At 34.8% G+C, this 22,673-nt stretch carries 19 protein-coding genes and 1 tRNA gene; 5 read left to right on the top strand and 15 right to left on the bottom strand.

Features of this window, described 5'->3' with window-relative positions:
* Position 1: 1 nt before the first annotated feature.
* Positions 2-2,272, bottom strand: a complete 2,271-nt coding sequence (locus ICG50_RS02955) for a cation:proton antiporter domain-containing protein (protein ID WP_187659410.1) — start codon at positions 2,270-2,272, stop codon at positions 2-4.
* A gap of 196 nt (positions 2,273-2,468) precedes the next feature.
* Here ICG50_RS02955 and ICG50_RS02950 point away from each other — a divergent pair, with 196 nt between their 5' ends.
* The 4 genes from ICG50_RS02950 to ICG50_RS02935 all read left to right on the top strand — a co-directional run bounded on the left by ICG50_RS02950 (position 2,469) and on the right by ICG50_RS02935 (position 8,595).
* Positions 2,469-4,889: an efflux RND transporter permease subunit gene (locus ICG50_RS02950; RefSeq protein WP_187659409.1), complete on the top strand. Its 2,421-nt coding sequence runs from the start codon at positions 2,469-2,471 to the stop codon at positions 4,887-4,889.
* 62 nt (positions 4,890-4,951) lie between these two features.
* Positions 4,952-6,397 carry an asparagine--tRNA ligase gene (asnS, locus tag ICG50_RS02945; RefSeq protein WP_187659408.1) on the top strand — a complete coding sequence of 482 codons (1,446 nt, stop codon included), beginning with the start codon at positions 4,952-4,954 and terminating at the stop codon, positions 6,395-6,397.
* 113 nt (positions 6,398-6,510) lie between these two features.
* Complete coding sequence (rpoN, locus tag ICG50_RS02940; protein ID WP_187659407.1) at positions 6,511-7,977, top strand: RNA polymerase factor sigma-54; 1,467 nt, start codon at positions 6,511-6,513, stop codon at positions 7,975-7,977.
* A 12-nt stretch (positions 7,978-7,989) separates the two neighbouring features.
* Positions 7,990-8,595 (top strand): hypothetical protein, encoded by a 606-nt coding sequence (locus tag ICG50_RS02935; protein WP_187659406.1) that lies wholly within the window; start codon positions 7,990-7,992, stop codon positions 8,593-8,595.
* On the opposite strand, the gene ICG50_RS02930 is transcribed toward ICG50_RS02935, so the two are convergent.
* The 13 genes from ICG50_RS02930 to ICG50_RS02870 all read right to left on the bottom strand — a co-directional run bounded on the left by ICG50_RS02930 (position 8,590) and on the right by ICG50_RS02870 (position 20,729).
* A complete protein-coding gene (locus tag ICG50_RS02930; RefSeq protein ID WP_187659405.1) occupies positions 8,590-9,285 on the bottom strand; it encodes a porin family protein in 696 nt (231 codons plus the stop codon). The genes ICG50_RS02935 and ICG50_RS02930 overlap by 6 nt on opposite strands.
* A 654-nt stretch (positions 9,286-9,939) precedes the next feature.
* The gene (locus ICG50_RS02925) at positions 9,940-10,467 is read right to left on the bottom strand and encodes a hypothetical protein (protein ID WP_187659404.1); all 528 of its coding nucleotides are present in this window, start codon (positions 10,465-10,467) and stop codon (positions 9,940-9,942) included.
* Positions 10,468-10,478: 11 nt separating this feature from the next.
* On the bottom strand, positions 10,479-11,357 hold the full coding sequence (locus ICG50_RS02920) for a DNA-methyltransferase (RefSeq protein ID WP_187659403.1): 879 nt from the start codon (positions 11,355-11,357) through the stop codon (positions 10,479-10,481).
* The gene (locus ICG50_RS02915; protein WP_187659402.1) at positions 11,358-12,182 is read right to left on the bottom strand and encodes a protein NO VEIN domain-containing protein; all 825 of its coding nucleotides are present in this window, start codon (positions 12,180-12,182) and stop codon (positions 11,358-11,360) included. It lies immediately after the preceding gene.
* 3 nt (positions 12,183-12,185) lie between these two features.
* Entirely contained in the window at positions 12,186-13,349 is a 1,164-nt protein-coding gene (locus ICG50_RS02910; protein ID WP_187659401.1) for a DGQHR domain-containing protein, read from the bottom strand.
* 11 nt (positions 13,350-13,360) lie between these two features.
* Positions 13,361-13,864: a hypothetical protein gene (locus tag ICG50_RS02905; protein WP_187659400.1), complete on the bottom strand. Its 504-nt coding sequence runs from the start codon at positions 13,862-13,864 to the stop codon at positions 13,361-13,363.
* On the bottom strand, positions 13,839-14,741 hold the full coding sequence (locus tag ICG50_RS02900; protein ID WP_187659399.1) for a type II restriction endonuclease: 903 nt from the start codon (positions 14,739-14,741) through the stop codon (positions 13,839-13,841). Before ICG50_RS02900 ends, ICG50_RS02905 begins: the two co-directional genes overlap by 26 nt.
* On the bottom strand, positions 14,716-15,636 hold the full coding sequence (locus ICG50_RS02895) for a DNA adenine methylase (protein WP_187659398.1): 921 nt from the start codon (positions 15,634-15,636) through the stop codon (positions 14,716-14,718). The genes ICG50_RS02900 and ICG50_RS02895 overlap by 26 nt, the downstream gene beginning before the upstream one ends.
* A gap of 663 nt (positions 15,637-16,299) precedes the next feature.
* On the bottom strand, positions 16,300-17,469 hold the full coding sequence (locus ICG50_RS02890; protein ID WP_187659397.1) for a tyrosine-type recombinase/integrase: 1,170 nt from the start codon (positions 17,467-17,469) through the stop codon (positions 16,300-16,302).
* Between the two features lie 125 nt (positions 17,470-17,594).
* Positions 17,595-17,681 (bottom strand) — tRNA-Ser (locus ICG50_RS02885).
* A gap of 59 nt (positions 17,682-17,740) precedes the next feature.
* Positions 17,741-18,769 (bottom strand): asparaginase, encoded by a 1,029-nt coding sequence (locus ICG50_RS02880; protein WP_187659396.1) that lies wholly within the window; start codon positions 18,767-18,769, stop codon positions 17,741-17,743.
* Positions 18,759-19,895: a 1-acyl-sn-glycerol-3-phosphate acyltransferase gene (locus tag ICG50_RS02875; protein WP_187659395.1), complete on the bottom strand. Its 1,137-nt coding sequence runs from the start codon at positions 19,893-19,895 to the stop codon at positions 18,759-18,761. Before ICG50_RS02875 ends, ICG50_RS02880 begins: the two co-directional genes overlap by 11 nt.
* Positions 19,896-19,958: 63 nt before the next feature.
* Entirely contained in the window at positions 19,959-20,729 is a 771-nt protein-coding gene (locus ICG50_RS02870; protein ID WP_187659394.1) for a TatD family hydrolase, read from the bottom strand.
* A 104-nt stretch (positions 20,730-20,833) separates the two neighbouring features.
* Between ICG50_RS02870 and ICG50_RS02865 the strand changes: the two genes are divergently transcribed.
* Positions 20,834-21,271, top strand: coding sequence for a retropepsin-like aspartic protease (locus tag ICG50_RS02865; protein WP_187659393.1), 438 nt, complete (start codon positions 20,834-20,836; stop codon positions 21,269-21,271).
* Between the two features lie 6 nt (positions 21,272-21,277).
* Here ICG50_RS02865 and ICG50_RS02860 read toward each other — a convergent pair whose 3' ends face one another.
* Complete coding sequence (locus tag ICG50_RS02860; protein WP_187659392.1) at positions 21,278-22,501, bottom strand: TCR/Tet family MFS transporter; 1,224 nt, start codon at positions 22,499-22,501, stop codon at positions 21,278-21,280.
* Positions 22,502-22,673 lie beyond the last annotated feature (172 nt).

Raw genomic sequence — 22,673 nt, 5'->3', positions numbered from 1 at the left:
TCTAAGGCTTCACAATCAACACCGAAGGAATATCTTGTAACCAAGAAACCTCATCGTCTACTAATTGTTTCCAAGTTTCTAAACTAAAAATCACCAAATCCTGTTCCACTAAAAACGGTTTAGTAATTTGTTTGGGTTGGAAAACGTCAAACTTATCGCCGTGCTTTTGCTCCAAAGCTTCTAAAGAATTCTGGATTAGAAAATTGTTTTTAGTGTGATCGTTATTGTCTAGAATCGTGACTTGTGCGTTGTTATTTTGCATTAGCTTTTGGGCATAATCTATTAGAAAAACATCGCCAACGCTGTAAATACCAAGGAAAACTTTGTTGACTTGTTGTAAATCTTTATCGATTAAAATTCCAAGCGGTGTTTTGGTTTTAGAGATAATCAAACGCGTTCTTTCGTCAAAAGGAGAATTTTCAAACAAGCCTTCTTTCCCTTTGAATTTGTCTAACAATCTATCTGGATTGATGATGCGAGAAGTAAATCCAAGTACTTTTCCTAAAATCGTTCCTTCAAAAATTGACTTTCCTAAACCTACCAATACCAAATCGTATTTTCCTTCCAAGGCCACATCGGCAATATCGGTTTCGATATCTCCGGTGGCTTTGAAAATAGTAGTAATTTCCTGGTTGAGTTTTTTAGACTCTCTAACTATCGGTTCAAAAGTTTCCTTTTCGTATTCTTCAATGTTGTAAGCGTGCATATCATCGCTCATGGTCAAATGCATGGCGGTAACATTTGAGGCTTCGGGTTGGCCTTTCACCAAACTATTAGCGAGGCGTAAAAGCGATTTACCTTTTTCATTGTTACCAAAAGAAATCAGGATTTTGAACTTTGAATTCTTCTTTACCTCAGACGGAATGATAATGTCTTTGGTTTTGAAAATATAATTGATAATGTCCAAAGCCGGTCCGGTCATAAACGTCGTCACCAAAGCCATAATCACCATCATGGTAAAGACTTGCGGCGAAAGCACACCCAATTCGTAACCAATATTCAACACGACCAATTCCATCAATCCACGGGTATTCATCAATGCGCCTATGGTCAAACTGTCGCGCCAACTCTGACCTACAAATCGAGCTGCCAATGCACTTCCAAAAAACTTACCTACAACGGCTACCAAAATAATATATCCTGTAATTTTCCACAAATAAGGTTCATTAATCAAACCGATTTCCGTACGCAAACCGGTAAAAACAAAGAACAATGGCAACAATAAAATCACCGAAACATCTTCAACCTTGTCGATAAATACATTTCTGAACTTACTGATATCCGGCATTATCGCACCCATCATAAAAGCACCAAACAAAGCATGAATACCAATGACTTCTGTAACATAGGCCGAAACAATTAAAGTCAGAAAAAATATAGCTACTACCGATTTCTTAATATTATCTTTTTTGGCATACAAATCCCCTACGCGTTTCAAAAAAGGTTTTACCACAAAAAGCATGGTCAAGACATATAGTAACGCCAATGCAATTACGTATAATGAACTCACAAAACTTCCCGCCTTTACAATGGCAATAACCACGGCCAAAATACACCAAGCCGTAATATCATCAGCGGCAGCACAAGTAATAACAATTGTACCCAATCGGGTTTTATGGATACCTCTTTCCTGAACAATTCTTGCTAAAACCGGGAATGCCGTAATACTCATGGCGATTCCCATAAACAAACTAAAAGCTAAAAATTCGACTCCTGCCGGGGCAAACTGATGGTAAATAAAATAAGACAACCCAATACCTAAAGCAAACGGAATCACGATACTGGCGTGACTAATCACTACAGCGTCGTTGGCTTTATTTTTCAAAACTTTTAAATCCAATTCCATTCCGATGACAAACATGAAAAGGATTAAACCTACTTGACTCAACATTTGAAGATTTCCGAGGGAAGCCACCGGAAATAAAGCTTCTTTCATGTCAGGAAAGTAAAGTCCGAATAAAGAAGGTCCGAGCACAATACCGGCAATAATCTCACCGATAACAGACGGCTGGCCAACCTTTCTGAAAATCCAACCAAAAATTCTGGCGACTAAAACAATGGTAATTATCTGGAAAAGCAACAACGCCAACGGATGTTGTAAATTATGAAATAGTGAAGATAAAAACTGAATCCATTCGGTATCATTTGAAGAAGGAGAAACAATTTTTCTACCTACTTCAAGTAGTTTCCCTTGTCCAATAATCCAGTACATCAAGTAACCAAAGCCACCGGTTACGAATAAATAAAACAAAGTGTTTTTTAAATTTCTCATTCAATTGTGCTGTAATTATCCTTACAAAGATGCTAAAAAGTCGGCTGTTTTTTATGATTTTTTTCAGCTGATAACAATTATTTAAAACCATCCCATTGCTTCAGGCGTAAATTGAGGTTAAATTAAGCAAATCTTTGCATTAATCAGCCTAAAAATTTTACCGTTTTGATTACCTTTGCAACCCATTTTAGGTTTTATGAAAAAGTTGTTAGGTATTGGTTTTTGGGAATTAATCGCCCGAATAATCCTGAGAAATAGAATTGTTATTTTAGGTTGTATCCTCTTAATTACAGTTTTGTTGGCTTTTCAATGGAAAAACATCCGATTTACCCAAACCGAAGCCAACTTAATTCCGGCCGATGACAAAGTAAATGTTGACTACAATAAATTCCTAAATCACTTTGGCGAAGAAGGCAATCTGATTGTCATTGCTACTAAAGACAAAAAATTATTTACCCCAAAAGTATACAAAGCTTGGAACGAATTGATGACCGAAATCAAATCGCATAAAGAAGTTACTTTAGTGGTTTCGGTAGATAATTTGCAAAAACTTACCAAAAATGATTCCTTAGAAACTTTCGAATTGAAACCTTTGGTGGATGAAAGTAAAGTGCAAGACGAACACTATTTGAAGCAAATTCAAACCGAATTATTCACCAAATTGCCTTTCTATGAAGGTTTATTGTTCAATAAAAAAACCGGTGCAATTCGCTCAGCCATTTATTTAGATAAAAAAATTGTCAACACCAAAGCCCGAAAAGACTACGTTTTAAACGACTTAATTCCGGCGATTGACAAGTTTAAAAAGGCAACAAACGTTGAACTTCACACTTCAGGTATGCCTTATATCCGAACGCTGAATGCGAAGACTATTATTGACGAAATTGGTTTGTTTATTGGTGCCGCTTTATTGATTACTTCACTCATTTTCTTCTATTTTTTCCGATCGTTCCGCGCGACTTTAATTTCGTTAATCGTAGTGATTATCGGTGTAATGTGGTCATTCGGCATTATGGGCGCTTTGGGTTATGAAATCACGGTTTTAACGGCATTAGTACCAACTTTAGTCATCGTAATTGGTATCCCGAATTGCATTTTCTTCATCAATAAATACCATCAGGAATACCACAAACATGCTAACAAAGCCAAAGCTTTACAGCGCGTAATCACCAAAACCGGAACGGCGACTTTAATGACCAATATCACGACAGCGGTTGGTTTTGCGACATTTATTGCTACGAATAATGTGTTGTTGAGAGAATTTGGCGTGGTAACGACTATCAACATCTTGGCAATTTACACTTTGAGTTTGTTGTTGATTCCGATATTCTTCAGTTACATTCCATCTCCGATTCCTAGACATTTAGGGCATTTGGAACGAGAATCACTGACGAAATTTTTAAAATGGATTGTAAACACAGTAAAATACAATCGAATTGGCGTTTATATCACGGCAATTTGTTTGTTGGTTTTTGGTATTGTGGGCATCGGAAAAATAAAAGTTTCTGGCAGTATCATTGAAGACATGCCAAAAAACACAGCTTTTTACGATGACATTCGCTTCTTCGAAAAAGAGTTTGACGGCGTGATGCCTTTGGAAATCATGATTGATACCAAAAAGAAAAACGGCGCCATGAAACTCACCAATTTGAGAAGAATGGAAGATTTGGAACAAACCATAACCGATATTCCGGAGCTTTCTAAACCGTTATCGATAGTCAATATTGCCAAAAGTTTTAACCAAGCTTACTATAACGGCAATCCTGATTTTTACACTTTGCCTTCGCCTAATGAGGAAATGTTTTTATTGCCGTATATCAAAAATTCGCTGAAAAATTCTAAAGACAATCAGCTGAAAAGTTATATTTCTTCGGATGGAAGTGTGGCGAGAATGACCACTTTTATCAAAGATGAAAACGGCGAAAGAATGGAAGCTATCGAAGCGCATATTCGCAATAAAGTAGACAAACTTTTCCCTTCGGAACGATATGAAGTCATCATCACCGGAAAGCCTTCGGTGTTCCAAAAAGGAACCAAATATTTGCTGGACAACTTACTTTCTTCGTTATTGTTTGCCTTCTTCCTAACTGGCGGATTGGTAGCGATAATGTTCCGTTCGTTCAAAATGGTGTTGGTTTCGATTATTCCGAATTTATTGCCATTACTGATGACGGCAGGATTGATGGGCTTTTTGGGCATTCCTTTAAAACCATCGACTTTATTAGTATTCGGAATCGCTTTCGGAATGTCGGTTGATGACACTTTGCGTTTCTTAGCGCAGTACCGATTGGAATTGTCGCGAAACGATTGGAGAATTAAAAAATCCGTTTTCGCGACATTTGACGATGCCGGAACGAGTATGTTTTATACTTCTATTATTTTATTCTTCGGATTTTCGGTATTTATGTTATCAAGTTTTGGCGGAACAGTGGCTTTGGGCGGATTAGTGGCTTTGACATTATGTTTTGGTATGTTATCGAATTTGGTTTTGTTACCATCATTAGTATTGACGTTGAACAAAACATTGGCCAACCAACAAGAATTACCCGAACCAACCATCGATATCTTGGAACATACCGACGAAGAGATTGATGAGTTAGAAAAAAACAATAAATAATTTATATTTGCGTTTAGATTATAGACCATCTAAATATTTACAATTTAATATCTGATATTGAAATGAAACATTCAAAAGTAAAAGACTTACTAAGCAGCGAGCAAACGAACTATGAAGTAACCGTAAAAGGTTGGGTAAGAACTTTTAGAAACAATCAATTTATCGCGTTGAACGATGGTTCAACTATTCATAACTTGCAGTGTGTAGTCGATTTTGAAAACACACCGGAAGAAACTTTGAAAAGAATCAATACCGGAACTGCTGTGGCTTTGACCGGAAAATTGGTGGAAAGCCAAGGTGCCGGACAAAAATATGAAATCCAAGTTGCCCAATTGGAAATTTTAGGCGATTGCGACGCGGAAAAATTCCCAATGCAACCTAAGAAACACTCTTTGGAATTCCTTAGAGAAAATGCACATTTAAGAGTTCGTACCAATGCGTTCGGAGCGATTATGCGTGTGCGTTCGGTATTGTCCTTTGCGGTGCATTCTTATTTTCAGGAAAAAGGATTTTTCTATGTCAATACGCCGGTAATTACGGGAGCCGATGCGGAAGGCGCAGGCGAAATGTTCCAAGTAACATCCTTGCCTTTAGACAATTTGCCTAAAAACGAAGAAGGCAACATCGATTACAAAAAAGATTTCTTTGGAAAACATACCAATCTTACTGTTTCAGGTCAATTGGAAGGCGAAACATTTGCCATGGCTTTGGGTCAGATTTATACTTTCGGACCAACGTTTCGTGCGGAAAATTCAAATACTTCTCGTCACTTAGCGGAATTTTGGATGATTGAGCCTGAAGTAGCGTTCAATGACTTGACCGACAACATGGATTTGGCCGAAGATTTTATCAAGTATGTGATTAAATATACGGTTGATAAATGTGCCGATGATTTGAAATTCTTAGAAGGCCGATTGTTAGACGAAGAAAAACAAAAGCCTCAAGCGGAACGCAGCGAAATGGCTTTGTTAGAGAAATTGAACTTTGTGTTGAACAATGACTTTAAACGCGTATCTTACACCGAAGCGATTGCTATTTTAAGAGATTCTACACCAAATAAAAAGAAGAAATTCCAATACCTAATCGAAGAATGGGGTGCAGATTTACAAAGTGAGCACGAGCGTTTCTTAGTAGAAAAACACTTTAAATGTCCGGTGATATTATTCGACTATCCGGCGAAAATTAAAGCGTTTTACATGCGTTTGAATGACAATACAGAACCGGGCAAAGAAACCGTTCGCGCGATGGATATCTTATTCCCGGGAATAGGTGAAATCGTTGGTGGTTCGCAAAGAGAAGAGCGTTACGATGTTTTGGTTGAAAAAATGAAAGCCATTGGCATTGACGAAGAAGAATTATGGTGGTATTTAGATACACGCCGATTTGGTTCGGCTGTCCATTCAGGATTCGGATTAGGATTTGAAAGATTGGTGCTTTTCGTAACGGGAATGACCAATATTAGAGACGTAATTCCTTTTCCGAGAACGCCACAGAATGCAGAATTTTAGAAAAAGGGACTAAGGTGCTAAGGCACTAAGGTTCTAAGGTTTGAAAATAAAATTAATCCGTTAATATGAGTAGACTCAGTGCCTTAGTGCCTTAGTACCTCAGCACCTTTTTTATGTTAAAACAATTTCTAAATCTAAAACTCTCTCAAAAATTATCTCCACAGCAAATCCAGCTGATGAAGTTAATTCAATTGCCTACGCAGGCTTTTGAACAAAGGCTGAAAGAGGAAATGGTGGAAAATCCTGCTTTGGAAAGTGGTAAAGATGAAGAAGAATTGTATGAGAAGGATGAATTTGACAACAATGAAGACGACTATGATGATTATGAAGGCAGCGAGAACATCGACACTGAAATCAACATCGATGAATATCTAAGCGACGACGAAACGCCAGAGTATAAATTACAATCCAACAATTATAGTGATGATGACGATGACCGTGAAATGCCTTTTGCAGCACCGGTTAGTTTTCACCAAGATTTAATCAATCAGTTGAATACTTTTATCTTGTCGGATGAGCAACGTGAAATTGCCGAGTTCTTGGTTGGAAGCATAGACGATGACGGTTATTTGCGCAGAAGTATTCCGGATATGGTTGATGATATGGCATTTACCCAAGGGATTTATACCGATGAGAAAGTCGTTGAAAAAATATTGCAAATCATCCACGAATTAGAACCTTCAGGTGTTGGTGCGCGTGACTTGCAAGAATGTTTGTTGTTGCAATTGAAACACAAAACGCCTACGGAATACGTCGAATTGGCGATTGACATCCTCGAAAACCAATTTGATGCGTTTACCAAAAAACACTACGAAAAGTTACTCCAAAAATACGAGATTACCCAAGAACGCTTGAAAAAAGCCATTGAGGAAATCGAAAAACTCAACCCAAAACCGGGCGGTTCTTTTGACAGCAGTAGTCGTGTCGTAGAACAAATTGTGCCCGACTTCGCTATCCGAATTGTTGACGGCGAATTGGAACTGACTTTAAACGGCAGAAATGCACCAACATTACACGTTTCCAAAGATTATCAGGAAATGTTACAAACGTATAAAGACTCGCGTGACAAATCACATTCGCAAAAAGATGCGGTGCAATTTATCAAACAAAAATTGGATTCGGCGAAATGGTTTATTGATGCGATTCGACAACGTCAGGAAACGCTTTTTGTGACGATGAATGCGATTATGCATTTCCAACAGGAATATTTCTTAGACGGCGAAGAAACCAAACTGAAACCGATGATTCTAAAAGACATCGCGGATATGGTTGGTTTGGATATTTCTACCGTTTCTCGTGTAGCGAACAGCAAATATGTCGATACGCCTTATGGCACGAAATTGATTAAGGAATTCTTCTCGGAAGCGATGAAAAACGATCAAGGCGAAGATGTTTCTACCCTTGAAATTAAAAAAATATTGAAAACCGTTATCGAGGAAGAAGACAAATCAAAACCGCTTCCGGATGATCAATTGGCTGATATTCTAAAAGAAAAAGGCTATCCGATTGCGCGAAGAACGATTGCTAAGTACAGAGAATTACTTGATATTCCGGTAGCTAGGATGAGGAAGAAGATTTAAAACCAAATCACTTTGAAAAAATTCCTTCCCTTTTTCTCGTATGCCTTCCATCCTATTTTCGTTCCGTTATTAGGAACTATTTTTTATGTATTATTGGAAGGACATTACTTTACTCTGGCGCAATATTTAATCTTGTTTTTGCAAATTATCATCATTACTTTTTTGCTGCCGATTGCTTTCTTCTACTTGCTTAGAACCTTTGGAAAGATTGATTCCATCATGCTCTCAGACATTTCACACCGCAAAATTCCCTTGTTACTGCATATTGTTTTACTCTCTATATTGATTCAAAAAAGCATTACCGTAGATCGGTTTCCTTCTTTATACTTTTTCTTTTTGGGCGGAATCATCAGTGCTATTTTTGCTTTTCTGCTGTTGTATGCCAAAATTAAAGCCAGTATTCATATGATTGGCATTAGTGCTTTGACTGTTTTTATTATTGGATTAAGCCTGAAAAACGAAATCAACACCATCAATCTGGTAGCCGTTTTTATCATACTAAATGGATTGGTTGCTTCCTCAAGGCTAGTGATGAAAGCGCATACCAATAAAGAATTGTTGATAGGATTTTTATGTGGCACATTACCCCAAATAGGATTGCTCTACGTTTGGTTATAAAATGTAAAACATTAGACCAAAGTTGGCCGTATTCATGTCAATTGACTGACCTTCAATTTTTGCAGATGATTTAAATAATGGATTCAAACCATAATACGCATAAAGATTCCAAGTATTCCAACCGGTAGTCAAATAAATCCCGTAATGAAAATCGTTAAAGTCTTGTAGATTAGTTTGTCCGACATTGCCTTGGGAAGATTCTAACTTGTATTGATCATAAAAAAGGTAACTCAATTTAACTCCTAAGTGTACTCTCCAAAACTTATGGCTGTCGGGTGTTGAATTTCTCCATCTGAATTCTAACGGTAAGTCAACCGTGTGTAAGGACATTTTATTTTTAGAAAAAGTAATATTATCAGGATCTAAGATGCTATAAGTTGTTTCGTTATTAACATCAATAATACCCATATTGTGATTGTAAATTGACAATGAATACCCAATTCCGGCAGCTAATGCTACTGTTCTCTTCTTGTTTAAAGGCATATCACGTAAAAACCCCAAAGCCAAACCGGTCGAAAGCTTATTTTGTTTCAACCCATCGGGACGTTTTTGCAGGGTATTATAGGTGATGTTTAAGTAAAATTGGTCTTCACGGTAAAGTGAATCAATAGCATCAAAATCTTTGGCGACGTCTTGAGCAAAACTGCCCAGCGTTATAAAAAAAACCGAAATGAGGAGTTTGATACGCATAAATTTAAGGTCTGAAATCCTATAAGCGAATGTACGTTTTTTCAATTGAATAAACAATCGATAACTTAAAGTGATTACCTGCGGTGATCCCTTTGGGGAGTCTTGGGCGATGAAAACCTAGCCTTTGGCAAAGGCTGTTTTCTTTTATATGAAAAAAAATTAGAAAGTGAACTTTCCATTTTTTTCATATAAAAGAAAACCGAAGCTATGCTTCGGTTTTATCGCAGAGAGGATGGGATTTTATGCCCAATTTTCTGTGTTTTTTTAATTATTGATTATCAATTACTTACGGTTTTGAAAAACATAATATTTTATATTAATTTGACACAAATTTGACACAGAGTCAGTAACGTAAAACCGCTAAAATAAAGCGATTGCAACAGTAACAAGTTATTTATTATTTGAGAAGTTACTATTAAATTGTAAAAACCGTTCTTAAATAAGGTTTCTCAACAACAATAATGTAATTACATTTTATTTATTTTCTCCTTTATTCTATTTTATATAAAAAATTTATAAACTTTATAAACAATTAAATAAAAGTCAATAAAATAGGGGCTTCAAGGATGTTTATAAATTTGTTTACAAAAAAAAGTGTTTATAAAAAATTTATAAACATTAGCTAAATTAAACAAAAAAAATAACTGACACTAATTATCTATGAGTTGCGATAGATACTATTTTAAAAATGTCTTCTCCTTTTCTCAAAGCGTCTAATAAATTCTTAAACATGAAAGCGGTTTCCATATTAGTTTTTTCTTGAACCATTAAAAGTTTCGCAATTAAAATCAGAAACTTTACGCTGTATTCACCCTTATTAGCCAATGAAACATAGTTTAAAGCTTCTTTATCTACTTCAGTTAGTAATGTTCTAACATCAAGAAGCACATCTCTTTCTTGTTCAGACTTTATTGACTTGATAGAGGTTGTCCATGAGTTAATTAAAAAATCAAGAAATTTTTTGGTGTCTTTTTCATTCTCTTGCATTTTTAATAAAATATCTACAGCCCAATGAATATGTTTTGGTGTTCTAACTCTTGACCAACCGGATTTAGCTTTTGAATCCCTCTCTCTGTATTTTAAAAGTAAATCGAATTTAGATAAGTTCCCCTGATAAACAGCCAGTACATACTTCCCATTTACTGGAAAAATTGCAATTGGTGTTTTGCCTCTCGAATTCATATTTGGTAAACTCATAACACTAAATCTAAACTATAATCTTCTGTTGGTTCTTTTGCCAAAAATAAAGACAACTCTTTTTTGTCGTTAAAACCGTTTATCTTTTGTCTGTAACTTTCTGCAATTGTTGGATTTTCAATTTCAAGTTTTCTGTTTTTACTTATTTCAAGAAACTCTTTTTCTAAATCAATGCCTAAATATCTTCGGTTTGCAAGGTTAGCAGCTATGCCAGTTGTAGAACTACCGGCAAACGGATCTAAAATCCATGCATTGGGTTTGGTGGATGCTAAAATGATACGAGTTAATACAGATAACGGCTTTTGCGTTGGATGTTTACCACATGACTTTTCCCAACGAGCAATTGCCGGAAGTTTCCAAACATCTTTCATTTGTTTGTTACCGTTTAGTTGCTTCATTAAATCGTAATTGTAGTAATGTGGTACTTTCTCCTTTTTTCGTGCCCAAATGATTAACTCAGCAGAATGAGTGAAGAACCGACAAGAAAAATTAGGGGGTGGATTATTCTTTTCCCAAGTAATTACATTAAGGATTTTAAAATCTAACTCTTGCAAAAGTTGCCCAATGGAAAAAATATTGTGATAGGTACCACTTATCCAAATGGTGCCGTTGTCTTTTAGTTTATCACGCACTAACTTTAACCAATTACGGTTAAAATCATTGATATAGTCAAATCCCTCTGATTTATCCCACTTTCCTTTATTGACCGATACAATCTGACCACTTTGAATAGATAAGCCGTTATTCGAAAGAAAATAAGGCGGATCGGCAAAAACCATGTCAAACTTATGCTCAAACTGTGGTAAAAGCTTCATCGTATCGCCTCGCAATAGGTAGAAGTTTTTGTCTTTGGATTTGAAGTAGGGTTTAAGCATTTATTTAGGAATTGCTAAATATAGAATTGCTTCAAGATTCAACTCGGTATATAAGTCTCCTTTGATTATATAAAACTTACCAACGTTTAAGTTTGTATCAAAATCGAACAAACGATATAATTGATAGCTTTTCTCATTTAATTTTGAAAATTCAATTTCATTTTTAGTCAAATAAAATGGTCTATTAATTTCACTTCTTGTTGTTTTTACTTCGATGTGCTTAACATCCCCATTCAACTCATAAGATAATATATCATATCCTAAACCATCGCCTAAGACTTCTGATGAGTGCTCTATTAAATCGGCTAAATCTTCCCTTTCATTTTGAATCAAAAAATCACGTTCTCGCTTTATAACAAACAACTCACCTAACAAACCTAATCTTTTATTTTCTATTTCCTTTTTAATAAAGTCAACACCTTTAAAAGGTTTAAATGATTTACTTTTAGTAGTAAGTTTACTTTTAGGTTTAGGAAATAATTCTAATTTTATACTCTCGATTTTATTTTCCAAAACCCCAACTTCAAAACCATCTTTAAAAGCACAATTTGTACATTTGTGCCTTCCGGTTCCTCCTTGATTCTCACCAAGATATTTTAAAATTGAAGTCGGTGCAACACTACCGCTTTGACAAGTTTCTTTATCGATAATCGATTTACAATAGTCAGAATACGACACCCATCTTTTGCTACTGCCTAAAATAAAACCTTGTTCATACGCACAAGTAGGACAACGATGTCTACCACTACCCGCTTGACTATGATGCAAGTCTTTTAATAAACTTACTGGTGAAATACCTCCATGAATACAAGTTTCATTATTCATTTATCAATTTGACAATCCTGATTTAATCATTAATTCTTTATACAAATCTGATTGACCTTTGGCTCCCGGAATATACCTTTTTGTGTTAAAATCACTTTCTATTCCTGAACCATCATTTATTTCAATTTTGGAAATTATTTCATAAAACTCATCTTCAGTAATAACTTTATTAGTGCCGATTTTATTAATAATTGGAGATAAAAACTTAATAAAAGCAATAATCCCAGTAGATTTTGTTAATATCGAAGTACCCCATGATAATGGCCAATGCCTTTTTATTGCTGAAAAATAATTCCAAATTACTTTTGCTATCTTATCATCTTCGTTTTCAATAAACCAATTTCTGAAAAATCTTATTTTAAGTTCTCTTTCATCAACTCTTTCAAGCTTTTTACCTCTTTTTAAAATATCTCTATCTTTCATCGGATTTTGAGATATATATTTCATAAAACTCTCTGCTAATGTAGCCTGTGTAATAGTTTCTCTTAAAGGATCATTTGCTTTTCCTAGTCTATTAATCATTCCTCTTAATGGGCTATTAATTTCTTCGTCAAGCAATTTAACAATGTTGTGAGCAGTTCTTTGGGGACTTTTAGTTTTCGCTAATTCGAATAAATCATAAACTAAAGATTTATTAACCTTAGTTTGAGCTTTATTTATTGTTGCAAAAATCATAGATTGGTTATCATCATCAATATCAACAAAAATAGAAACCAAAAGCTCAAAATTTAATGTTGATGCTAATAAAGGGTTATCAATCTTGTATTTTTCCAAACCGAAAATTCTATGCTGGCCGTCAATGATATGAGCAATTTTATTATCCTTTCTTATCTTTAATTTATTATTGCTTTTGTCAAATTCAACATTAACAATATCATTTTCATCATCAATTCTAGTAACAGAGGGAATAGCTAAAACGACACTTGATGGAAATGTCGCATCCTTATATGTTACATAATGAGATATTTCCTTTAATCTTTTATCTGAAAGTTCTCTTTGAATTCCAAAATAACTAGTTTCACTATTTTTACCTTCATCAATTATTCGTCTTTTTTCAGAATATGAAATTTCTAATAAATCCTGCCAACTTATTTTACCAACGTAAAAAACACCTATAGGTTGCTCTATTTCTAAACAATTAATCTCTATCCAGTTATTATCTCTCATTTGCTTAATTATTATGGTCTAAAATTATTTCTTAAGTTTTCATAGGCATCATTTCTATTATCTTGAAAATTGTTATTGACTTCATAATAAGAATTCTTTACCTCTTGGTATATGTAAATCAATATTGTTAGATAACAGACGTACTCACACAATTCAATATAAAATGCTTTATTCTCTATATTATCTAAATATGACAATACAAATAATCCACAAATTGACATAAAAAGTAAAAAAAACAATAACAAAACAACATACGATTTTCTAGCTTGATTTTTATACCATAAAAATATTGAAGTAACGATAAAGCCAGCTGAATATACGATATAAGTATCAGGCTTTAAAATTTCATTTAGAGCAAAATTCTTTTTAAGAAAATACAAAAGGAAACCGCCAAAATATATTGGGAAAAAATTACCAACTAAAGTAAAAAAAATACTTTTAAATGAATGCTTTAAAGCTCTCCAGAGATTTTCTAAAAAATCCAACAAGTTACTTAAGTATTGTCTCCAATCCATTATTTTTTAAAATTTCTAAATTCAACAAATAATCCGCTTTATCAAAATACTCTCTTAATGGCTTTAGTGTTGATTTCCAACCGGCACCATCAGTCACCCAAATAAAAGTAATGTCTTGTGCGTTCCAATAGGCATTCATATTTACATATTCAGTAGCAGTCGATTTTAGTTTTGAACCACCGCCTCCGTAGAAATTGCATTCAATAAAATATAATTTGCCATTTTTATGGATTGCAAAATCAAGGTTACGAGAAGATTTATCCACTACAATATCAATATTCCAATGTTCTTTTATCTTCTTTGCATTGGCTTGCGCCATGTATTCTAACCCTAATTCAGTACATGCTTGAGAAACAAATTTCTCTACTATGTTTTCCATTAAAGTACCACCACGATTTTTTCTGCCGTTACTGTCTAAACCAACTTCAACACCGGTAACATAATCAACTAAATTTTTGACTTTTTTATCTTGCATTAAACTACCTAAACCCGATTGCATAAAAAACAGCGTTAGGTCTTTGCAATCATCATCAGTCATAAAACGGTGTTTAAAATCGTAGTCTTTGTAAACGAAATTGGTTTCATCAATTAAAATAGAAACTGAAGTGCTTCTAAATGCAATTAAAAAAGGAAATGCTTTAATGACTTGTGGATATTCTTTTATAAGGTCGTAAACCTCTTTTTCTATGTTTTCTTTGCCAATTAAAACATTCAAAAGATTTAGTTCTTTTTCAATAGGCTTAATGTTCTTATGCACTTTTTCCCAATTCACAAAGTAATCCCAAAGTGTGATTCCTTTATCTTTAAAAGTAGAAGTTATTTGTTGAAAAAGTAAATCTTCATTCTCAATTTTAAGCAATTGACAAAGCTTGTTCATAGGCATAATTAGTGATTAATAATTCTGTGAGTTTACCTCTTTTCTCGGGGTTTGCATTGATGCTTCTTTTTGCCCAAACTCTACTAATATTGAATTCTTCATATAGGTCATCAAAAAACTCATCAGTCATGTCTTTTCCTTTAACATCAGAATTACTTAAAATCCAGTAATGCCCTAAACCATCTAAGATTTTGCAAAAGTTTTTTAATTGAATTTGTTCATTATCACCAAACTCATCTTTAGCGTAAGTGTTAAAGCTTGATGTTTTGCTCAAAGGTTTGTAAGGAGGATCAAAATAGAATAATGCCGGTTGTTCTGCATGTATTAAAGTATCTCTGTAATCTCCGGTTAAAATCTCCACTCGTTGCAAAACCTTGCTTACTGCCATGATGTTTTCGGCATCGCAAATTGTAGGCTTAATATAACTGCCGATTGGTACATTAAAATGGTTGCTCTTATTAACTCTAAACAATCCATTAAAACAAGTGCGATTTAAGAATATAAATAATCCGGCTTGAGTTTCTTTGTCAGTAGAACGAGTGTTAAAAAGCGCTCTCTGTTTCATGTAGTATTCTTTCCTACCATCTACATCATTTTCAAAACCAAAATACTCATTTTGAAAGTTATTTAAGATTGCAATAAGTTTTTCAGGGTTACTTGCAATGACTTTATAAGTGTTCGTTAAGTCACCGTTTATATCATTTATAATAGCTTTTTCGACGTTTGGAAAGTTTTCCAAAACCCAAAACAATACTGCACCGCTCCCCACAAAAGGCTCAACATAGGTGAACTTTTGAGAGGTAAATTCTTTAGGCAAGGCGCTTTTAATGTCATTAATCAATTGACTTTTACCACCAGCCCATTTTAAAAAAGGTTTTGCAATGTTCTCAGCCATATATTCGGGATTCTATTTTGATTCTTTCAAAAATAACAATATTTATTGTAGTAATTATTGTAAGAGTTGATTTGTTACTAACAGTTTTTAAATTCAGGTTAATTCGTATTTGAGTTTTGCAAAGGCTGAATATTATACTAGAAAGTAATATTGCAAAACATACAAACAAAAGGATACCATCCTTTGTTTTATATTATTTGATTAATAAATTGAGCTTTTGCAAAACCCATATTACATCATTTGCAAACTCAAATATTGGATAGTTACAAAATAAGATACCTCTAATTTCAAAATACTCTAATCATAATTAAATAAAGATTGAAACTTTTTCAATTAAAAACCAAAAATATTGCATTCTGCTTTTTATTTAACTGTTAAAAACAAATCAACTTAAAAACAGTAATTCTTACAAAAAAAACTACTTTAAAGATTGTTTTAAAAAAAGACAAAAAATCAAAAAATATAAATCTTAACCCTAAAAAGGAGGTTTGTTTATAAAAATATTGAGGTTTATAAATTTATAAACAGCCTTTGTTTATAAAAATTTCTATCTCTTGATTTTTACAAAGTCAACAAAATAAGCACTTCGCAGAGTTTTGTTTATATGTTTACAAAGTTTATAAAAAAAACAAAAACAAACTGAACGCAAAAAACATTTCTATTTTAAAATTTATTTTTTGTAAGACGAATTGCTTCATCACAACCCATATTTCTAGGCGTATATAATTCGGTAATTTGTATAGATGAATGACGAGCTTGATTCCTAATTTTTATTGCCGGTAGACCTAACAAAAATAAATTAGTAATTCCAGTATCTTTTAAAGAGTAAAATTGATACTCTTTTTTGAATCCCAGTTTTTCTTGTAATTTTTGCCATTGTCTGTAAATCTTTTTTCGCTCCAGTACTTTTTCCCCCGGTAAAAAACTGTCATTAGAAAAAAGATAATCTTCCGGATGCGCATTTTTAATATGTTTTGCAATGACTGATTTAAAGTTATCCAAAATTGTAACGGTTTCGTCTTTTTTGTTTTTAGAAATTTCTTTGGGTATAAAAATATTGTTTTCTTCCAAGTTAATATGTTTGACTCTCATTTTACCTAATTCCGTATTGCGAATCATGCAATAATAAATCATCATACAACAACAATAATAGCCGTTACCGTACTGTAACACTTCTTTTTTAATATTGACACGTATATCGTCAGGAATGTAAATGCGCTTCTTAACTGTCTTAGGAAGATTTTTTAATCCAGTTGTTGGATTCTCAGCTAGAATACCACGTTGTAAAAAATAATTACCCAGCAGACGTAAAAAAATTAAATGGTTATTACGAGTTCGAGGTGAATTATTGCGTTCCATATAAATCCAGTCAAGATATTGAACACAGATCGACTTATTGAATTGTAACACAAAATCAATCTTTAACTTTTTAGTTTTTATAAACTCTTTTAGCAAAGAAAGATTAGAGGTGTATGTTCTGATAGAATCAAAACGCAATCCACCATCGTCAAATTGTTTCTTTAGATATTTCTCAAAATCAAAGATCGCTTCATTCCATCCTTTGAAATTTTTTCCGTTTTCTTCTAAAAAGGGCGACCAGCCGGAAAGTAATTTCCCGTTTACCTCCACTACCATTTTCTTAGCAAAGCGCAAACGTTCACTATTTCCCTTGATTTTAGGAACTCTAACACGTTGTCTTTCTAATTTTTGGGTTAAAGGATTTTTAGCGTAATAGACTATTAACCAGTCTTTTGCTTGGCGAAATTCAGCCGGAATAAAATCTACAAAAACGGAAATTTTCGCATTTTTTGTTTTTTCGTTGAGTACAGACATTTTTTTTTACCGCTTGAAAAATATTGAATTTTTCAAACCGCAAAATATTTGACACACATTTGACACAGAGTTTATAAACAAAACTCTAAAAACACCTTAATTCATTGGGATGAACAAAGGTTTTGCAGAGAGGATGGGATTCGAACCCACGATGCAGTTACCCACATACAAGCTTTCCAGGCTTGCTCCTTCAACCACTCGGACACCTCTCTTTTTGGAGTTGCAAAGAACAACAAATTTTTTCAGTAAAAAAAGTTAGTTTGGCAATTTGTTATTGCATTTCACCACGCAAAGAAGTCTCAAAAATGGTTTTGAAAACTGTTGGCGCCACATTTTGCCCTAGTAAATACATTAATTTGGTAATTGCGGCTTCGGTCGTGATGTCTTTCCCGGAAATTACACCTATTTTCTTAAGTTGTGTACTGGTTTCATATTGTCCCATATTCACACTTCCACCGGAACATTGTGTCACATTGACTACATGTAAACCACTTTTAATGGCTTTCTTTAAAATCTGGATAAACCAATCTTCGGTTGGCGCGTTGCCTGAACCGTAAGTCTCTAAAATGATTCCTTTTAAATTAGGAATAGAAACAATTGAAGATAAAACCGCTTCATTTATTCCCGGAAACATTTTTACAATTACTACATCCTCATTGAGTTCTTTATGCACTGATAATTTTTTGGCCGATTGTTTTTGTAAGACCGCATTCGGATTAACATTCAAATGAACTCCCGATTCTGCTAATGGCGGATAATTAGGCGAAGTGAAAGCGTTAAAATGCTCAGCGTTTATTTTTGTGGTGCGGTTACCACGGTATAATTTGTATTCAAAATAAAGACCAACTTCCTGAATAACGGGCTTCCCTTTTTGTTGTAAAGAGGCGATTTGAATGGCTGTAATTAAATTTTCTTTGGCATCGGTTCTTAAATCTCCGATAGGTAATTGCGAACCGGTGAAGACTACCGGTTTAGTCAGATGCTCCAACATAAAACTCAAAGCTGAAGCCGAATACGACATGGTATCCGAACCGTGAAGCACTACAAAACCGTCAAAATTCAGATAATTGTCTTCTATGATTTGGGCAATCTTTACCCATTTTTCTCGATTCATGTTCGAAGAATCGATGGGTTTTTCAAACGAAACCGTTTCGATATTACACTCCAATTGCTTTAGTTCTGGGATTTTTTGCAATAACTTTTTAAAGTTGAAAGCTTTTAACGCACCGGTTTCAAAATCTTTCATCATCCCGATGGTTCCACCGGTGTAAATCAGCAATATATTGGGTTTAGATTGCATTCTGATATTTGGATTTATTCACAACCGGATTGGCATACATCGCCAAGAAACTTTCCAACATTTGAGGATTGTTTTCGTCAATTTTCATCTCCAATCTTCTTTCAAAAAGTGACTTTTCGTTTTCGGTGTAAAAGCCTTTGTATTGGTCTGTTTTGTACAACAAATCATAAGCAATATAATTCGTAGGCCACAACATATAACTCTGCAAAATGGAATCGTCAATGGATTGTGCCAATGCTTGAATCTGTTTGTTATTATTGTCAAATTCGGCCGCAATAGCATCCAATTCTCTGTCTAAAACATCCCCAATGTGAATATGAATCCGTTTTTTTTGACCAATAATTCCACTTAATAAAGTAACAAAATCTTCGTTTTTCTCTTTGATATAGATTTCATTTTTGGCTTCAGCGATTAACTGTGGCATTTTCAGCGCATCAGTCGGATCATATTCATATGAAATAGAAACCGGAACGATTTTTAACTTTTTAAAATAATCCATCAAGTTCTTCTCATCCGAGCCCATTCCAAGCATTTTCAAAACCCCTGAATGTGTGGCATCGTTACCGTCTTTTGTTCTGCCTTCTCTTTGGGCAATCCATACTGAACGATTTTCACGCAGCAATAACTGACCGATGTATTCCGACATCAATTTAGAACTTTCCAACAATTCTCTTGGAGACAATCCTCTTTGTACTAAAAAATTTCTATTGAGTTTTGACAAGGTTTTCAAAAATGATTTTTGTACCAAATTATCCCCAATGGCCGAAGCTGTCATCACTAATCCATGATCAAACAAAGCAACGTTCAATAGTGAAGTATCCAAAATAATATCTCTGTGGTTGGAAATAAAAAGATAAGAAGTATTGGGCTCTAATTTTTCAAACCCTGAAGTGGTTAAGCCTTCTGAGCTTTTCTTCAACACTTTTTGCACCGCTTGGTAAATAAAATTGCATTGAAAATCACGAATCGAATGCGTTTTTTTGAGTTGGCTTTTCCATACTTCTTCGTCAACATCGGGAAAGGTGAAACCCATTAAAGCTTTCATCATCGGATGATTGACTGCAGATTGAATGGCTTCATTCACTTCAGTATCATAAAACGGACGAATAGAATCGAATTTCTGCATTGAATCTTTCAATTTTGAGGAACAAAAGAACAAAAAAAATCTCAATTTTTGGTGATTTCTTTGTTAAATCCCAAAAATAGCCTTTGAGTTTTCAGTGGTAATTCGGGCGATTTCTTCAATCGGAAGTTGGTAAATTTGGGCTAATTTTTCGGCTACCAATTTAGTGTAACTGCTTTCATTTCGCTTACCACGGAATGGCACCGGAGCCAAATAAGGCGAATCGGTTTCCAAGACAATATGTTGCAAATCGATTTCATTCAGAAACTGGTCGATTTTTCCGTTTTTAAAAGTAACCACGCCGCCAATTCCGAGTTTCATATTCAAGTCGATGGCTCTTTTGGCTTGACCGAAATCACCGGTAAAGCAATGAAAAATACCGAATAAGTCGGTTGCCTTTTCGCTCTCCAAAACTTCGAAAACTTCGTCAAAAGCTTCGCGACAGTGAATATTGATGGCCAAACCATGTTTTTTAGCCAATTGGATTTGGCGTTGAAAAGCTTCCTGTTGAATCGTCAAAGTAGTTTTGTCCCAATACAAGTCAATCCCGATTTCGCCTACAGTGTAGAATTTTCTGCTTTCTAATTCTCTTTCCACATGTGCCAATTCCTCAAGGTAGGTTTCCGGTTTGACATAACACGGATGCAAACCCATCATTAAAAATACATTTTCCGGAAATTGGGTTTCCAAATCATACATTTTTTGAGTGTATGTCGAATCAATAGATGGCACAAAAAAACGGGAAACACCGGCATCAATAGCTCTTAGAATCATAGCCGTTCGGTCGTTTTGAAATTCTTCTGAATAAAGATGGGTATGAGTATCGGTTAAAATCATTGGGATTAAAGGCACTAAGGTTATGAGGTGCTAAGGTACTAAGTTTATAGAGAATTTTTTAGGATAATGGATTTTAGATTACATTTGAGAATCAATACAAAACTATGAAAAATCTGCAGGACGTACTGAAAAAAGAAAAATATAAGAAAATCAATTTTAAAGTTTCCAAAACCCAACATTTGTTAATTAAAGCAACGATTAACGGCATTTCGGGAAATTTTATTTTGGATACCGGTGCTTCTAATAGCTGTGTGGGTTTTGACAGTATTGAACGATTCCGTTTAAAAGCCCGAAAATCTAAAACGAAAGCTTCTGGTGCAGGCGGAACTGGTATGATAACTCAGATTGCAAAAAACAATTTTTTACAAATCGGCCGTTGGAAAACTACTGAATTGCACTTGGTAATCTTTGACATGACGCATGTGAATGAAGCCTTGCAACAATATAAAGCCAAAGCCGTTGATGGGATTATTGGTGCTGATGTTTTATTAGAAGGCAAAGCCATTATTGATTATTACAATCATTGTTTGTACTTAAAATAATTTAAATCATGCTGGCTTAAAATGCTTTTTCATTGAATAATAAGCTAAAAATGTACTAATCAACATCAAAAAACTACCTAAAATAAAAGGTGCGCCGGGCAATTGAAACGGCGCTTCATCGTGGGTGAAAAAGTAAAACGTGTTAGTCATCATTGGTGGCCCAATAATAGCCGAAGCACTCATTAAACTAGCTAAAGTTCCCTGAATCTCGCCTTGTTCGTTAGCGGGAACTTTACCGGAAACCTCCGATTGTAAAGCCGGTCCGGCTATGCCTCCAAGACAATAAGGGACAAGAAAGGCAAACATCATCCAACTCTCTGTGGCGAAAGCAAACAACAACATTCCAACGGTGTATAAAGACAACCCAATGTAAATGCTTTTTTGGTTCCCTAATCTCGGACTGGTCCAACGAATCAAACCACCTTGCACAATTCCGACCAACAATCCGACAGCGCCAAGAGAAATCCCAACCATTTTTTCATCCCAATTGAAACGGTACATGGTAAAGAAACTCCAGTTGCTGTGCACGGCATGGGAACCCACATACAAAAGGAAAATCGCAATAACCAGTCCGATTATGGAAGGGTATTTTTTTAGGTTTAGTAAGGCATTTATAGGATTGGCACGCTTCCATTCAAATTCGCGACGGTTCTTTTTAGGCAACGATTCGGGTAAAATAAAATAACCGTATAAAAAGTTCAGCATGCACAAAGCAGCCGCCGCATAAAATGGTACTCTCGAACCAAATTGCCCTAACAATCCACCAATCACCGGGCCAATGATAAAGCCTAAACCAAAAGCAGCACCTATCATCCCGAAATTTTTGGCTCTATTTTCAGGCGTACTGACATCAGCTATATATGCCGAAGCCGTGGTGATACTCGCGCCGGTTAAACCCGCAATAATTCTTCCTATGAAAAGCCATACAATCGTTGGGGCAAAAGCCAACAACAAATAGTCTAAGGAAAAGGCAAAAAGCGAAATTAAAATAATCGGTCTTCGGCCAAATTTGTCGCTCAAGTTCCCGATTAAAGGCGCAAAGATAAACTGCGTTATGGCATAAGCAAAAGTCAGCCAACCGCCATATTTGGCCGCTTCACTGATATCGGCTTGAATGAGTTCGGAAATTAATTTAGGAATTACCGGAATGATAATGCCCCAACCGGTAATATCGATAAGCATCGTGATAAAAATAAATCCTATCGCCGCTTCTTTTTGGTTTTTCTTCATTTATGCTGAATTTATTTCAGTATCTCTATTATTTTTTGGGCGTTACCACAAGGGTCGGGCTTTTCGTTCCAATCTTTTCAGTATTGCTCAAAAACAATCCTGAAAAGGATTTCCTCTGCAATCCCTAACGCAATTAAAAAATACCTGAAGCCCACAGGGCTTCCTCCTCTTA

The organism is Flavobacterium buctense (genome assembly GCF_014486695.1).
In the GTDB taxonomy this organism is placed as follows: domain Bacteria; phylum Bacteroidota; class Bacteroidia; order Flavobacteriales; family Flavobacteriaceae; genus Flavobacterium; species Flavobacterium buctense.
Note: the sequence above shows the minus strand (reverse complement) of the source record. Positions and strands in the feature narration are given on the sequence as shown.